General features: G+C 46.1%; 16 protein-coding genes. 9 read left to right on the top strand and 7 right to left on the bottom strand.

Annotated elements, in window-relative coordinates; genetic code table 11:
* Positions 1-32 precede the first annotated feature (32 nt).
* On the bottom strand, positions 33-2345 hold the full coding sequence (gene pflB, locus DK430_RS06000) for a formate C-acetyltransferase (RefSeq protein WP_109078184.1): 2313 nt from the start codon (positions 2343-2345) through the stop codon (positions 33-35).
* 99 nt (positions 2346-2444) lie between these two features.
* Positions 2445-3296, bottom strand: a complete 852-nt coding sequence (focA, locus tag DK430_RS05995) for a formate transporter FocA (RefSeq protein ID WP_109078183.1) — start codon at positions 3294-3296, stop codon at positions 2445-2447.
* A gap of 313 nt (positions 3297-3609) precedes the next feature.
* Between focA and hinT the strand changes: the two genes are divergently transcribed.
* The 4 genes from hinT to rlmC are packed head-to-tail and all read left to right on the top strand — an operon-like array spanning position 3610 to position 6548.
* Positions 3610-3960: a purine nucleoside phosphoramidase gene (hinT, locus tag DK430_RS05990; RefSeq protein WP_109078182.1), complete on the top strand. Its 351-nt coding sequence runs from the start codon at positions 3610-3612 to the stop codon at positions 3958-3960.
* Positions 3961-4314, top strand: a complete 354-nt coding sequence (locus DK430_RS05985) for a YcfL family putative periplasmic lipoprotein (protein WP_109078181.1) — start codon at positions 3961-3963, stop codon at positions 4312-4314. It begins immediately after the preceding gene.
* 1 nt (position 4315) lies between these two features.
* Complete coding sequence (gene nagZ / locus DK430_RS05980) at positions 4316-5362, top strand: beta-N-acetylhexosaminidase (RefSeq protein WP_109078180.1); 1047 nt, start codon at positions 4316-4318, stop codon at positions 5360-5362.
* Between the two features lies 1 nt (position 5363).
* On the top strand, positions 5364-6548 hold the full coding sequence (gene rlmC / locus DK430_RS05975) for a 23S rRNA (uracil(747)-C(5))-methyltransferase RlmC (RefSeq protein ID WP_109078179.1): 1185 nt from the start codon (positions 5364-5366) through the stop codon (positions 6546-6548).
* An 85-nt stretch (positions 6549-6633) separates the two neighbouring features.
* On the opposite strand, the gene pfkA is transcribed toward rlmC, so the two are convergent.
* From pfkA to ung, 5 genes are all read right to left on the bottom strand, one after another.
* Positions 6634-7599 carry a 6-phosphofructokinase gene (gene pfkA, locus DK430_RS05970; protein ID WP_109078178.1) on the bottom strand — a complete coding sequence of 322 codons (966 nt, stop codon included), beginning with the start codon at positions 7597-7599 and terminating at the stop codon, positions 6634-6636.
* A 61-nt stretch (positions 7600-7660) separates the two neighbouring features.
* The gene (locus DK430_RS05965) at positions 7661-8581 is read right to left on the bottom strand and encodes a cation diffusion facilitator family transporter (RefSeq protein ID WP_109078177.1); all 921 of its coding nucleotides are present in this window, start codon (positions 8579-8581) and stop codon (positions 7661-7663) included.
* A complete protein-coding gene (locus tag DK430_RS05960) occupies positions 8581-9141 on the bottom strand; it encodes an HI_0983 family protein (RefSeq protein ID WP_109078229.1) in 561 nt (186 codons plus the stop codon). Before DK430_RS05960 ends, DK430_RS05965 begins: the two co-directional genes overlap by 1 nt.
* Before the next feature lie 4 nt (positions 9142-9145).
* The gene (gene yaaA, locus DK430_RS05955) at positions 9146-9925 is read right to left on the bottom strand and encodes a peroxide stress protein YaaA (protein WP_109078176.1); all 780 of its coding nucleotides are present in this window, start codon (positions 9923-9925) and stop codon (positions 9146-9148) included.
* Between the two features lie 25 nt (positions 9926-9950).
* Positions 9951-10619 (bottom strand): uracil-DNA glycosylase, encoded by a 669-nt coding sequence (ung, locus tag DK430_RS05950; protein WP_109078175.1) that lies wholly within the window; start codon positions 10617-10619, stop codon positions 9951-9953.
* A 286-nt stretch (positions 10620-10905) separates the two neighbouring features.
* Between ung and grcA the strand changes: the two genes are divergently transcribed.
* The 5 genes from grcA (at position 10906) to era (ending at position 15881) form a co-directional block, all read left to right on the top strand.
* Positions 10906-11289: an autonomous glycyl radical cofactor GrcA gene (gene grcA / locus DK430_RS05945; protein ID WP_109078174.1), complete on the top strand. Its 384-nt coding sequence runs from the start codon at positions 10906-10908 to the stop codon at positions 11287-11289.
* A 170-nt stretch (positions 11290-11459) separates the two neighbouring features.
* Positions 11460-13256: a translation elongation factor 4 gene (gene lepA / locus DK430_RS05940; protein ID WP_109078173.1), complete on the top strand. Its 1797-nt coding sequence runs from the start codon at positions 11460-11462 to the stop codon at positions 13254-13256.
* A gap of 9 nt (positions 13257-13265) precedes the next feature.
* Positions 13266-14288 carry a signal peptidase I gene (lepB, locus tag DK430_RS05935; protein ID WP_109078172.1) on the top strand — a complete coding sequence of 341 codons (1023 nt, stop codon included), beginning with the start codon at positions 13266-13268 and terminating at the stop codon, positions 14286-14288.
* A gap of 7 nt (positions 14289-14295) precedes the next feature.
* Positions 14296-14976, top strand: coding sequence for a ribonuclease III (gene rnc / locus DK430_RS05930; RefSeq protein ID WP_109078228.1), 681 nt, complete (start codon positions 14296-14298; stop codon positions 14974-14976).
* Positions 14973-15881, top strand: a complete 909-nt coding sequence (gene era / locus DK430_RS05925; protein ID WP_109078171.1) for a GTPase Era — start codon at positions 14973-14975, stop codon at positions 15879-15881. The genes rnc and era overlap by 4 nt, the downstream gene beginning before the upstream one ends.
* Positions 15882-15890: the final 9 nt, after the last annotated feature.

The following is a 15890-nucleotide window of genomic DNA, read 5'->3' as shown; positions in this document are numbered from 1 at the left end:
GGCTGATATATTAACGTCGTTTTATCACTAAATTACATGGTTTGAGTGAATGTACGAGTGATAACGTCTTGTTGTTGCTCTTTAGTCAACGAGTTGAAACGTACGGCGTAACCAGATACGCGGATGGTTAATTGCGGATATTTTTCCGGATTTTCCATTGCGTCTAACAACATTTCACGGTTCATTACGTTAACGTTCAAGTGTTGACCGCCTTCAACAGAGGCCTCATGATGGAAGTAACCGTCCATTAAGCCTGCCAAGTTACGTTTTTGCGCTTCGTAATCTTTACCTAACGCATTTGGTACGATGGAGAAGGTATAAGAAATACCGTCTTTCGCGTAAGCAAATGGCAATTTAGCAACAGAAGTTAAAGACGCTACCGCACCTTTTTGGTCACGACCGTGCATTGGGTTAGCACCCGGTCCGAATGGTGCGCCTGCGCGACGACCGTCCGGTGTGTTACCTGTTTTCTTACCATATACCACGTTAGAAGTGATAGTAAGCACTGATTGTGTCGGTGTTGCATTGCGATAAGTGTGGTGAGTTTGAATTTTCTTCATGAAACGTTCAACCAAGTCGCAGGCGATGTCATCAACGCGCGGATCGTTGTTACCAAATTGCGGATATTCGCCTTCGATTTCGAAGTCGGTTGCCACATTAGACGCCACAACATTGCCGTCTTTATCTTTGATGTCGCCACGAATCGGTTTAACTTTCGCATATTTGATTGCTGCCAAAGAGTCGGCTGCAACGGAAAGTCCTGCGATACCGCAAGCCATGGTGCGATAAACGTCACGATCATGGAACGCCATTAATGCCGCTTCATAAGCGTATTTATCGTGCATGAAGTGGATGATGTTCAAGGCGGTAACATATTGTGTTGCCAACCAATCCATGAAGCTGTCCATGCGGGTCATCACGGTGTCGAAATCAAGCACTGCGTCTTGGATCGGCTCGGTTTTCGGACCGACTTGCATACCGTTTTTCTCATCGATACCGCCGTTGATTGCGTATAACAAGGTTTTCGCCAAGTTCGCACGGGCACCGAAGAATTGCATTTGTTTACCTACCACCATCGGAGATACACAGCACGCGATAGCATAGTCATCGCTGTTGAAGTCCGGACGCATCAAATCATCGTTTTCGTATTGTACGGAAGAGGTATCAATAGATACTTTGGCACAGAAACGTTTGAATGCGTCAGGCAATTGTTCGGACCAAAGAATGGTTAAGTTTGGTTCCGGAGACGGTCCCATGGTGTAGAGGGTGTGTAAGATACGGAAGCTATTTTTGGTCACTAAAGTACGACCGTCTAAGCCCATACCGGCTAAGGTTTCGGTTGCCCACATCGGGTCGCCGGAGAATAATTGATCGTATTCAGGTGTACGCAAGAAACGAACCATACGAAGTTTCATCACCAAGTGATCGATTAATTCTTGCGCTTCTTGTTCGGTAATTTTGCCATTTTTCAAATCACGTTCAATGTAAATATCTAAGAAGGTAGATACACGACCGAATGACATTGCCGCACCGTTTTGGGATTTTACGGCTGCCAAGTAAGCAAAATAAGTCCATTGAACAGCTTCTTGCGCGTTGGTTGCCGGGTTAGAAATATCGTAGCCGTAAGACGCCGCCATTTCTTTGATTTTGCCTAATGCACGATGTTGTTCGGCAATTTCTTCGCGCAATTGAATGGTAGCTTGAATGTCTTCGCCACGTTCTAATTTAGCTTGTAAGGAAGCGAATTGTTTTTTCTTATCCGCCATTAAGAAATCAATACCATAAACTGCTAAACGACGATAGTCACCGATAATACGACCACGACCGTAAGCATCCGGCAAACCGGTTAACACGCCGGATTTACGGCAACGAAGAATGTCCGGCGTATAAACGTCGAAAACACCTTGGTTGTGGGTTTTACGATATTCGGTAAAGATATGTTCTACTTCAGGATCCAATTGACGACCATAAACTTCACAAGAACCTTTCACCATTTTGATACCGCCGAACGGCATAATTGCACGTTTTAACGGCGCATCGGTTTGTAAACCGACGATTTTTTCTAAATCTTTGTTGATATAACCCGGTTTGTGGGAAGTGATTGTAGATGGGTTATCCGTATCAAAATCTAACGGCTCATGCGTTTTGTTTTCGATTTTAATCCCTTCCATTACTTTATCCCACAACTCAGTGGTTGCAGGTGTTGCATCGGCTAAGAAAGATTCGTCGCCTTCATACGGAGTGTAGTTTTTTTGGATGAAGTCACGCAGGTTAACTTCTTTTTGCCAATCTCCACCGACAAAACCTTCCCAGGCTTTTTGTTGAGCTTCTGTTAATTGAGTCATAACATTCCTCTTTTAGATTATTGATAACAAACTATCTACTTACTGGGAAAGAAAGAAAAACATACCCTCTTCTTTTCTTTCCATCCCACCATAAACCGATTAGTGCGGTCGGTTAATTGACCATAAGGTCAATGCAATACAGCAACCACCACCAACAATATTCCCCAATGTAACCGGAATCAGGTTCTTCACCACAAAATGATAAAGATCCAAATCCGCAAACTGCTGAGGATCCATATTAATCGCTTGCCAAAACTCCGGTGAACTGAAGTGCGCAGTAATAATCCCCATAGGAATCATAAACATATTTGCTACGCTGTGTTCAAACCCGGAGGCTACAAACAAAGCAATCGGTAAAATCATAATGAACGCTTTGTCTGTTAATGTTTTCCCGGCGTATGTCATCCAAATGGCGATACACACCATGATATTACACAAAATACCCAAGCAAAACGCTTCAAACCACATGTGGTGAATCTTATGTTGCGCCGTGCTTAAAATGGTGAGCCCCCACTGCCCATGAGCAGCCATTGTCTGACCGGAAAACCAAATGACCAACACAATAAAAATCGCACCGACGAAATTCCCGCAATAAACCACAACCCAATTTCGCAACATCTGGAACGTACTAATACGACCACTGGCGCGGGCAACTGTCGTCATTGTAGAAGAAGTAAATAACTCGGAGCCGCAAACCACTACCATAATGACCCCTAACGAGAACACGATCCCGCCGACTAACTTCGTCAGCCCCCAAGATGCGCCAACGCTCCCCGTTTGCGTAGTGGTATAAAAAACGAACGCCAATGCAATAAACGCACCGGCCGGAATTGCTGAAAAAAACGATAAAATCTGTCTTTTTGAAGCTTTGTAAACACCGACGTCCTCACCAATTTGGCTCATTTCTGCCGGAGACACCATACAAGTAGTTTTGGAAGTTTCGGTATCCATTTCAAAATCCCCCTTTATAATTTTTTGACTCGTAAATACTCTAACTTACAACCGTACTACACTGCGTGAGCAGCAAAAGCTTAAAAAAAATTTTATTTTTTATAATTTTTGTTAATTATATTTTCTTTCCGGGGCAAAGTAAAAATATTTCTCGGTTTTAAAGAGGGAACTTTGTTCTTTGTCAATAATTAGATAGGCGTAACCTGATTGAGGTAAACGATGCCGGTAAAAAATCAAGGGGAAATTGCTATTTAGCCTGTTTTCTGCTAAAAAGTGCGGTCATAAAACGCAACGTTTTTTTAAGGAGAACATCATGGCAGAAGAAACCATTTTCAGCAAAATTATCCGCAAAGAAATCCCCGCCAATATCGTATATCAAGATGAGCTTGTCACCGCATTTCACGATATTGCGCCACAAGCAAAAACGCACATTTTAATCATTCCGAATAAATTGATCCCGACCGTCAATGATGTCACCGAGCAAGACGAAGTCACCCTCGGTCGCCTATTCACCGTCGCCGCCAAACTTGCCGCGCAGGAAGGCATTGCGCAAGACGGCTATCGTTTGATCGTCAACTGCAACAAACATGGCGGGCAAGAAGTGTTCCATTTACATATGCACCTCGTCGGCGGCGAACCTCTCGGCAAAATGTTGGATAAATAAATGAAAAAGCAAATTTCACTGTTTTTTTTAACCGCACTTTTAGCCGCGTGCAGCACAAAAACCCCGACCTTATTAAACACCCAAAGCCCGATTCTGAACATTGAAGCTCCTGCGGCGGCAAGGGTGGAAGCGGGTGTTAATCGCGACAACGCTTGGGTGAAAAACAAAACCGGGCGCATCGTGGATTTGGCTTATAGCCTGTTTTGGTATGACAAAAACGGGGTAACGACTCTCGCGGAAGAACAACCCACATGGCACGCACTGACCTTGCAACCCATGCAAAAACAAACGCTGACTTTATCCCGCCCAAGTGCGGACAGCGTCAACTACCGTCTCTATATCCGCTTGAAATAATATGTCCACATTACTTATCGACTTAGCCGGTTACGAGCTTGCACAGGAAGAAATCGAACTGCTGGAACACCCGCTGGTGGCGGGATTGATTCTGTTCACCCGTAACTTTCACGATCGCGCCCAACTTCAGGCGCTCATTCAATCCGTACGGCAAAAAGTCAAAAAACCGTTGCTGATTACCGTCGATCAAGAAGGCGGGCGGGTACAGCGCTTCCGCGAAGGTTTTACCCAACTGCCCGCCATGCAGGCGTTCTCCGCGCTGATTCAAGATCCTGTGGAACAACAAAAAACGGCGCTAGAAGCCGGCTGGCAAATGGCGGCGGAAATGACCGCACTTGACATTGATCTCAGCTTCGCGCCGGTGCTCGATCTCGGGCATCAATGCAAAGCTATCGGTGATCGCAGCTTCGGCTGTGAAGTTAAAAGTGCGGTGGATTTGGCGGCCAATTTTATTCGCGGCATGCATCAGGCCGGTATGGCGGCGACAGGCAAACATTTCCCGGGACACGGGCACGTTATCGCCGATTCCCACTTGGAAACGCCTTACGACGAACGTAGCAAAAAGGACATTTTTGAGCAGGACATTCAACCGTTCCAACAACTTATTGAGCAAAATTTGTTGCAAGCCATCATGCCTGCTCATGTGATTTATTCTCAATGCGACAGCCAACCGGCAAGCGGTTCCAAATATTGGTTACAAGACATTCTACGCCATCGGCTGCATTTTAACGGGGCGATTTTCTCCGACGATCTCGGCATGAAAGGCGCGGGATTTATGGGCGATTTTGTGGCGCGCAGCGAACAGGCGCTCAACGCCGGTTGCGATTTATTGTTGCTTTGCAATGAACGGGACGGCGCAATCCAAGTATTGGATAATTTAAAACTCTCAGAAAAACAACCGCACTTTAATCTCAGACAAGAGCGTTTACACAGCCTGTTCAAACGTAAACATCTCACTTGGTCGGAATTGGATTCCGCGCCACGCTGGTTAGAAAATCGCAAAAAATTGACCGCACTTCAACAGCAGTGGTTGGCGACGAAAAGCTAATATGATCCCCTGCACACATTACCAACGGGGCGATTGCCGCTCCTGCCAATGGCTGGAAATGCCTTATACCGCTCAACTGGAACAAAAAATCGCGCACCTGCAACAGCAACTGCGCGGTTTGGACGATTCCCACTTAAACCGGTTTGCTCCTTTTCAGTCTGCTCCCGACGCTTTTCGTAATAAAGCCAAAATGGTGGTCAGCGGCGCAGTGGAACGCCCGATTCTTGGCATTTTGCCGAATCCGCTCGATCCGCAAAGTGCGGTGGATTTGTGCGATTGCCCGCTTTATCCGCCCCGCTTTCAGGCGGTTTTTCCTGTGCTCAAAGACTTCATCGCCCGCGCCGGGCTGGTGCCTTACAACGTAGCGAAACAGAAAGGCGAACTGAAACACCTTCTGCTAACAGAAAGCCAATACAGCCATCAACTGATGCTGCGTTTTGTGCTACGTTCGGAAAGTAAACTGCCGCTGATTCAACGGGAATTGCCGGCATTACGCGAAAAACTGCCGCAACTTGCCGTCATCAGCGTCAACATTCAGCCGCAAAATGCCGCGATTTTAGAAGGGGAAAAAGAAATTTTCCTCACGGAACAACACACCTTGCCCGAATCTTTTAACGGCATTCCGTTGTTTATCCGCCCGCAAGGTTTCTTCCAAACCAATCCGCAAGTTGCCGAAGGCTTGTACGGCACGGCGCAGCAATGGGTAAAAGATCTGCCCATCAACAGCCTTTGGGATTTGTTCTGCGGCGTGGGCGGTTTCGGGTTGCATTGCCTGCAAGCCTTGCAACAACAAAATCCGCAAAAAACCATTCGTCTTACCGGCATTGAAATCTCCGCCTCTGCCATTGCCGCCGCCCGATTATCAGCACAGCAACTCGGGCTTGCCGAACAGGTGCATTTTCAATCTTTAGACGCGGCGAACTTCGCCTTAAAGCAAGCGGATAAACCCGATTTGGTCATCGTCAATCCGCCACGACGCGGTATCGGCAAAACACTTGCCGAATTTCTCAATGAAATGCAACCGCACTTTATCCTCTATTCCAGCTGCAACGCAGAAACCATGAGAAAAGACCTACAATCCCTCACCCGCTACCAAGCGGAAAAAATCCAACTGTTCGATATGTTCCCGCACACGTCGCATTATGAAGTGTTGATGTTGTTGAAATTAAAAAATGAGCGCCAATAGAAAGGAAAATGACAGACACAAAAAAGTGCGGTCGAAAATTTAATGGTTTTTCCGACCGCACTTTTTTAGTGAGAAAGGAGATGAATTAGTCCAAACGTTTAGACATGTTCAACCAATCGGCTTTAAATTCGCGGCGCATATTGTTGATCGCGTCGATGATGTCGTGGTGAACCAGTTGCTCATTTTGGATACCCACGCAGTAGCCGCCTTTGCCTTGCAAGAGCAAATCTACCGCATACACCCCCATGCGTGAACCCAAAATACGGTCGAAGGCGCATGGCGTACCACCGCGTTGAATGTGCCCTAAAATCGTCGCGCGGGTTTCGTGTTTCACGCGGGCCTCAATTTCGCGCGCCAATTCGTTTACGTCACAAATTAACTCGGTAATTGCAATAATGGCGTGGCGTTTGCCTTTGATAATGCTTCTTTCGATTTGGCGAATTAATTCTTCACGATTAAATTCGATTTCTGATGCCACGATGTATTCACAGCCGCCGGCGATACCTGCGGAAATGGTGAGGTCGCTACAATGGCGTCCCATGATTTCAACGATGGAGATACGTTGGTGAGAGCTTGACGTGTCGCGTAAGCGGTCGATGGCTTCAACGGCGGTTTCAAGGGCGGTTTGATAACCGATGGTGTAGTCGGTGCCGGCGACATCGTTATCAATCGTGCCCGGAATACCGACACAAGGGAAGCCGTGTTCTTCGGTCAATAATTTTGCCCCCATGTAGGAACCGTCACCGCCGATAACCACTAAGGCGTCAATGCCGTGGGAACGTAAAATCTCCGCGCATTTTGCCCGCACTTCAGGATCTTTAAATTCAGGGAAGCGGGCGGAACCGAGGAATGTGCCGCCGCGATTAATCACATCGGACACGCTATAACGGGTTAATTGCTTGATTTTATTGTTATATAAACCATGATACCCGTCGTAAATACCATACACTTCCAACCCTTCGGCCAATGCTGAACGAACCACACCGCGAATTGCGGCGTTCATGCCCGGCGCATCGCCACCACTTGTTAATACTGCAATTTTTTTAATCATAAGTCATACCTTACATAAGTTTAAAATTTTAAGAAAATCGGTTTTTACCAAAATGCGCAAATTATATCACTTTTTTATTCGCTTGCATTTCCTGTTGCACAACGATTGTAGGCTCGGGATGAATCACAATGTCGCTGCGCGGAAATAACGCTTGTAACTGCTGTTCCAGGTGTTCGGTGATGTCGTGCGCCGCGAGAAACGACAGTTCGTCCGCCAGCTCCAAATGAAACTGAATAAAACGAACGGCACCGGAACGGCGGGTGCGCAAATCATGGAAGCCCAGAATACGTGTGTCCGCAGTGATTTCGGCATGGAGCACCGCATTGATTTGTTCAATTTCTTGCGGCGGCAACATTTGATCCAATAACAACTGCACGGAGTCAAACAGCATTTTGGCGGCATTTAACAGAATATACAGCGCAATTAAAATCGCAAAAATCGCATCTGCCAACAGCACGCCGTAAGCACTCAGGCCCAGAGAAATTAAAATCGCCACATTCATCAGCAAGTCCGTTTGATAATGCAGTCGATCCGCTTTAATCGCCGGACTGTCCGTTTGTTTAATCACGCGGGTTTGATACCACACCAAAAGTAACGTCGCCACAATGGAAAACAGCGTCACCGCAATGCCGAGCGATGTATTAGTCAGTTCCTGCGGTGAGTTAAATCGATGAATCCCTTGTAATAACAGGAAAATCGCCGATCCGGAAATAAAGGCGCTTTGCACTAACGATGCCAGCGATTCCGCTTTGCCATGCCCGAAAGAATGGTTGTGATCGGCCGGCATCAATGCAAAACGCAAAATCAACATACTCATCAAAGACGCCAACAAATCCAGCATGGAATCGGTGATGGACGCCAGCATGCTGACAGAGCCTGTTTGCCACCAGGCAACACCTTTTATCACAATTAAAATCAGCGCGGTGAGAATAGCGAAATGCGCCGCTTTTTTCACCTGCGCGGAGTAAGCGATAGCAGGCATTATCTTCTACATCCCAGCGCCCAATCCGCTTGGGTCAGTTTTTTCATTTCTTTGTCCACAAAGAATTTCTTCAAATGGCTGACGATTTTTTTATTGCTCATATTGCGTAATTTATGAGAACGCGGAAATTTCATGGAATACTGATATTGCACAAAACCGCAATGCGCCACATTTTTGCCTTTCGCTACGTTGACCTGCCAATCCTTACTTTGTGCAGAGGGCTCATAAATTACATAGGAATACAGGGCATCATCTTTTACGTCTAACTTGAAATGCTTCACGCCGGTGTTGGTGTAAACCTGTTTACGCCAATCTGCGCGATCTTGTAGCGTACGCTGCAGCTCATTACGATCGAGCAAAATTTCCACCGCACTTTGCCATTTATCCGCCCGCTCCCCCGGCAATACATAAAAATAACGGGCGACGGAATCTAAATCCTGTTGACTCGCCAAATCATAGGTTTTCTGATTATGTTGCAAGGTTTGCGGCACTTGTAATTGCGGCTTGGCAGCACACGCCGCCAGAAAAAGTGCGGTAAGAATAAGAAGTGTTTTTTTCATCATGTTATTCCGCCAAATCCCGTTTGAAGACAAATTCCGTTTTGCTTGATGACGCAGCATCAAACCAATAACCGCCGAAATCAAAATCTTTTAACTGCTCTACTTCCGTTAAACGATTTTGAATAATGTAACGACACATTAAGCCACGGGCTTTTTTCGCATAAAAACTGATGATTTTGTATTTGCCGTTTTTATTATCCAGGAATACCGGTTTGATGATTTGCGCGTTTAAATCGGACGGTTGCACGGATTTATAATATTCGTCGGACGCCAAATTCACCAATACATTATCATTCTGTTCATCAATCGCCGCTTGTAGCGCCTGCGTCACCAAACCATGCCAGAACGCATATAAATCCTTGCCTTTGCCATTGACTAATTTAGTCCCCATTTCCAAACGATACGGCTGAATCAAATCCAACGGCGTCAATAAGCCGTACAATCCCGACAAAATGCGCAAATGTTGCTGCGCGAATAACATATCGTCTTCCGTTAATGAATCCACGTCCAAGCCGGTGTAAACATCGCCTCTGAAAGCATATACCGCCGCTTTCGCATTCTGTGCGTTATGTTCCAATTGCCATTCGCCAAAACGGGCGGCATTCAGCCCGGCAAGTTTATCGCTGATGGACATGAGTGAAGCGATTTGCGCCGGTGTCAGCTGACGGCAAACGTCGATAAGCTGTTGGCTTTGCGGTAAAAAGTGCGGTTGAAATTGCGGGAGTTTTTTCGGCACGGCGGCGTGAAAATCTAAAGTCTTCGCGGGAGAAATAATGGCGAGCATAAAAATTCCTATTAATTAATAAAAGCTAAATTGACGTTAATTGCCAGTTAATCGGCGCAATATGATGTTGTTGTAGATATTCATTGGCTTTGGAGAAATGGCGACAACCAAAAAAGCCGCGATGGGCGGATAACGGCGATGGGTGTACGGAAGTCAGCACACAATGCTTTTCGCGATCAATAAACCGCCCTTTTTTTTGCGCCGGACTGCCCCACAATAAAAAGACCAAATGTTCCCGTTGCGAATTTAAAGTTTCGATGACTTTGTCGGTAAACATTTCCCAGCCCCAATTGGCGTGAGAATGCGCCAGCCCCTGCTCCACCGTTAATACCGAATTCAGCAACAGCACGCCTTGCTGCGCCCACTCCAGCAAACAACCGTGATTGGGGATTTGAAAGCCGTCGATGTCTTTCGACAATTCCTGATAAATATTCACCAACGACGGCGGTGGGCGGACACCATGTTTCACGGAAAAAGACAAACCGTGCGCCTGATTCGGTCCGTGGTATGGATCTTGTCCCAAAATCACCACTTTGACCTGTTCAAATTCGGTTAATTTAAAGGCATTAAACACATCGGCTGCCGGCGGATAGATAATCTTGCCATGCTCACGCTCCGCATGCACCCGCTCCAACACCTGCTGAAAATAAGGTTGTTGTTTTTCTTGTCCGATGACGTCTTTCCAGGTTTTCATAGCAAAATTCCGACTCATTTCTCAATGAGCTGAGATTATAAAGAACCTCGGGCAAAATTCATAGTAACCGACGCAGTTTATTTGTTATAAAAATGTAACGAAAACAACTTAATTTTGTTAAAAATAAACTCAAAATGACGGAATATATTTGACATGTGTCAAATATTAAAAATTAATTGCAAAAAGACTTTGGTTCCAGGTCAAATTAATTTGAAAACTTCAAAATTTTTGATAAAATCCGCAGCGTTTAATTAATATACAAACGCGCCAAATTTAGGAGGCATTTATGATTAAAGGTATTCAAATTACCCAAGCGGCTAACGACAATCTGTTAAACTCTTTCTGGTTGTTAGATAGCGAAAAAGGCGAAGCTCGTTGTTTATGTGCAAAAGGCGATTACGTTGAAGACCAAGTGGTTGCAGTAAGTGAACTTGGTAAAATCGAATATCGCGAATTGCCGGTAGATGTTGCGCCAACCGTTAAAGTTGAAGGCGGTCAACACTTAAACGTGAACGTATTACGTCGTGAAACATTGGAAGATGCGGTGAAACACCCTGAAAAATATCCGCAATTAACCATCCGTGTTTCCGGTTATGCCGTACGTTTCAACTCCTTAACACCGGAACAACAACGCGACGTTATCACCCGTACTTTTACTGAAAGCCTATAATTTCAGTTTGAATTGAAAGAAACCCCGAAGCGATTCGGGGTTTTGTTTTTTCAAAACGCCGTAAAAAACGACCGCACTTTTCCTTTTCTTTCCTAGCACTCCCCCGCCTTTTCAGGTACAATCCGCCAGTTAAATTTAATGACTTTTGAATTGAGAAAACCTACCTATTTATGAAGAATATTCGCAACTTTTCTATTATTGCCCATATTGACCACGGTAAATCGACTTTATCGGATCGTTTAATCCAAACTTGCGGCGGCTTGTCCGACCGCGAAATGGCGGAGCAAGTATTGGATTCCATGGATCTGGAACGCGAGCGCGGGATTACCATTAAAGCGCAAAGCGTAACTTTAAATTACACTGCCAAAGACGGCGAAACCTATCAACTGAATTTTATCGACACCCCGGGACACGTTGACTTTTCTTATGAAGTGTCCCGTTCCCTTGCCGCTTGTGAAGGCGCGTTATTGGTGGTGGATGCGGGGCAAGGCGTGGAAGCGCAAACCTTGGCGAACTGCTACACCGCCATTGAAATGAATTTGGAAGTCGTACCGATTTTAAACAAAATCGACCTGCCTGCCGCCGAACCTGAGCGTGTTGCGGAAGAAATTGAAGACATCGTAGGCATTGATGCCATTGACGCGGTGCGTTGTTCCGCCAAAACCGGCGTGGGTATTGAGGACGTATTAGAAGAAATCGTGGCGAAAATTCCGGCACCGGAAGGGGATCCAAATGCGCCGTTGCAAGCCTTGATCATCGACTCTTGGTTCGACAATTATTTGGGCGTGGTCTCTTTGGTGCGCATTAAAAACGGCACGTTGCGTAAAGGCGACAAAATCAAAGTGATGTCCACCGGTCAATCTTATAACGTAGATCGTCTGGGCATTTTCACGCCGAAACAAGTGGATACCACGGTTTTAAATTGCGGCGAAGTGGGCTGGGTGGTGTGTGCCATTAAAGATATTTTAGGCGCACCGGTGGGCGATACCTTAACTCTGCATAATAATCCGGCAACCTCTGTATTGCCGGGCTTTAAGAAAGTCAAACCTCAGGTGTATGCGGGACTATTCCCGATCAGCTCCGACGATTACGAAGCCTTCCGTGATGCCCTTGGCAAATTAAGTCTGAACGATGCGTCCCTGTTCTATGAGCCGGAAAACTCCACTGCGCTGGGCTTCGGTTTCCGTTGTGGTTTCCTTGGGCTGTTGCACATGGAAATTATTCAGGAACGTTTGGAGCGCGAATACGATTTAGATTTGATCACCACCGCGCCGACGGTAGTCTATGAGGTCGAACTGACCAACGGTGAGGTTGTCTATGTAGATAGCCCGTCGAAACTGCCGCCGTTGAATAATATCGCAGAAATTCGCGAGCCGATTGCTGAATGTAATATGCTGTTGCCGCAGGCTTATTTGGGTAACGTGATCACGCTGTGCGTAGAGAAACGCGGCGTACAAACCCATATGGTGTATCACGGTAATCAGGTGGCGCTCACTTATGAAATCCCGATGGGTGAAGTGGTACTGGACTTCTTTGATCGTCTGAAATCCACCTCTCGCGGTTACGCTTCCTTGGATTACGGTTTCAAACGCTTCCAAGCGGCGGACATGGTGCGCGTAGATATTATGATCAACGGCGAGCGCGTAGATGCGTTGGCATTAATCGTACACAAAGACAACGCGCCGTATCGTGGTCGTGAATTGGTGGAAAAAATGCGTGAGCTGATTCCGCGCCAGCAATTTGACATCGCCATTCAGGCAGCGATCGGCAATCACATTATTGCCCGTTCCACCGTGAAACAATTGCGTAAAAACGTGTTGGCGAAATGTTATGGCGGTGACGTAAGCCGTAAGAAAAAACTGTTGCAAAAACAAAAAGAAGGTAAGAAACGCATGAAGTCTTTGGGTAACGTGGAAGTGCCGCAAGAAGCGTTCTTAGCTATCCTGCATGTAGGAAAAGATAAATAGGAAGTAGCAATGTCAAACTTATTTACGATTATTTTAATCGCTGTCGGATACGGTTTGTGGAAGCTATTGGATCATTTTCAATTGCCTAACACATTCTCAATTTTGCTGATCATTTTCACCGCACTTTCCGGCGTGGTTTGGTGTTATCTGCGCTTTGGCGTATTGCCGAAACGCGCCAGACAAATCAACCGCCTGGAACAACGCAGCGGCAAAACCCTCAGTGATGAAGAAAAAGCACAAATCGAGCCGATCTCCGAAAGCTCTGAATTTATGGCATCACTGTTCCCGGTATTGGCATTTGTGCTTATTGTGCGTTCGTTTATTTTTGAGCCTTTCCAAATTCCGTCCTCTTCTATGGAGCCGACTTTACGCATTGGCGATTTCATTGTGGTAAACAAGTTCGACTACGGCATTAAAGATCCCGTATTCCAAAACACCTTAATCCAAATGGGCAAACCGCAACGGGGCGATATTATCGTTTTCAAAGCGCCGGAAGATCCAAGCAAAGATTATATTAAACGCGTTATCGGCACGCCGGGCGATCGCGTTATTTATAATGACGCCAACCGCCATTTAACCCTTGTTTACGGCAAAGACGGCAAAGAATGCTTAACCGATTGTGAAACTAAAGAATTTGCCTACAGCCAACCGCAACCGAACGAAAACTTCCGTTTTATTATCGGTCGTGATTACAGCGGCAAAATTCAATACGGTCCGTCGCCATTGGAAACCATTGAAAGTGGCGATGTCACCCACGCCATTCACTGGTTCCCGCAACCGGTCAATGAAAGCTACCGCTACAAGGCATTCAATAAGCAAGACAATTACGTCACCGAATGGGTAGTGCCGGAAAATCAATATTTTGTCATGGGTGACAACCGAAATAACAGTGAAGACAGCCGTTTTTGGGGCTTCGTACCGGAACAAAACATCGTCGGCAAAGCCACTTATATTTGGCTGAGTTTGAAAAAAGAACAGGATGAATGGCCGACCGGCGTACGCACCGAGCGATTGTTCCAAAAAATCCAATAATAAAAATATGAAAGACATTCAGTTAGAACGTTTACAACGCCAGATTAACTATGAGTTCCAAGACATTTCGCTACTCAAACAAGCCCTTACCCATCGTAGCGCGGGGCACAAGCATAATGAGCGACTGGAATTTTTGGGCGACGCTATTTTGAATTTAACCATCGGTGAGGCGTTGTACCACCAATTTCCCAAATGCAATGAGGGAGAACTGAGTCGCATGCGCGCCACGTTGGTGCGTGAACCGACCCTTGCCCTGCTGGCGCGGGATTTCAAACTGGGCGATTACATGCTACTCGGTCAAGGCGAACTGAAAAGTGGTGGTTTTCGCCGTGAATCCATTCTGGCGGACTGCGTGGAAGCCATTATCGGTGCCATTTCCCTCGACAGTAATCTGACTAACGCTACGCAAATCGTGCGTCAGTGGTATCGGGATTTATTACGAGACATCAAACCGGGCGATAATCAAAAAGACGCAAAAACCCGCTTACAGGAATATTTACAAGGTAATCGCCTGCCGTTACCAAATTACAATATCGTGAATATTCAAGGTGAAGCGCATAATCAATTATTCACCGTGGAATGTTCCATTCAAAATAATGACCGCACTTTTATCGGTAAAGGCTCCAGCCGTCGTAAAGCGGAACAGGCGGCGGCAGAACAAATTCTTCAAGAGTTGAAAATCAAATGACAGCACAGCAAAACGAAACCTATTGCGGATTTATTGCCATCGTAGGTCGCCCGAATGTAGGCAAATCCACGTTACTCAACAAAATCCTCGGACAAAAAATTTCCATCACCTCGCGCAAAGCGCAAACCACCCGCCACCGTATTGTGGGCATTAAAACCGAAGGCCCGTATCAGGAAATTTATGTGGACACCCCGGGATTGCACATTGAGGAAAAACGCGCAATCAACCGTTTAATGAACCGCGCCGCCAGCAGTGCCATCAGTGACGTGGATTTGGTGATTTTCGTGGTGGACGGCACACACTGGAACGATGACGATGAAATGGTGCTCAACAAATTGCGCAAAACCAAAGCGCCCGTGGTGCTTGCCATTAATAAAATCGACAACATCAAAAATAAAGACGATTTGTTGCCGTTTATTACGGAAATCAGCAGCAAATTTAATTTTGCCGACATCGTGCCGATTTCTGCCGAGAAAGGGAATAACATCAACGTACTTGAACAAATCGTGCGCAAATCTTTGCGCCCCGGCGTGCACCATTTCCCGGAAGATTATGTAACCGACCGCTCTCAGCGTTTCATGGCGTCAGAAATTATCCGCGAGAAACTCATGCGTTTTATGGGCGAGGAACTGCCTTATTCTGTCACAGTAGAAATAGAGCAATTTAAGGTTAACGAACGCGGCACTTATGAAATCAACGGTTTAATTTTGGTCGAGCGTGAAGGACAGAAAAAAATCGTCATCGGTCACAAAGGCGAAAAACTGAAAAAAATCGGTACTGAAGCCCGTTTGGATATGGAACGTTTGTTTGACAATAAAGTGCATCTGGAACTTTGGGTGAAAGTAAAATCCGGCTGGGCGGATGACGAACGCGCCTTGCGCAGTTTGGGGTATATGGAAGATTAGACGAATAAG

Origin of the sequence: Aggregatibacter kilianii (assembly GCF_003129965.1) — a bacterium.
GTDB lineage: Bacteria > Pseudomonadota > Gammaproteobacteria > Enterobacterales > Pasteurellaceae > Aggregatibacter > Aggregatibacter kilianii_A.
Note: the sequence above shows the minus strand (reverse complement) of the source record. Positions and strands in the feature narration are given on the sequence as shown.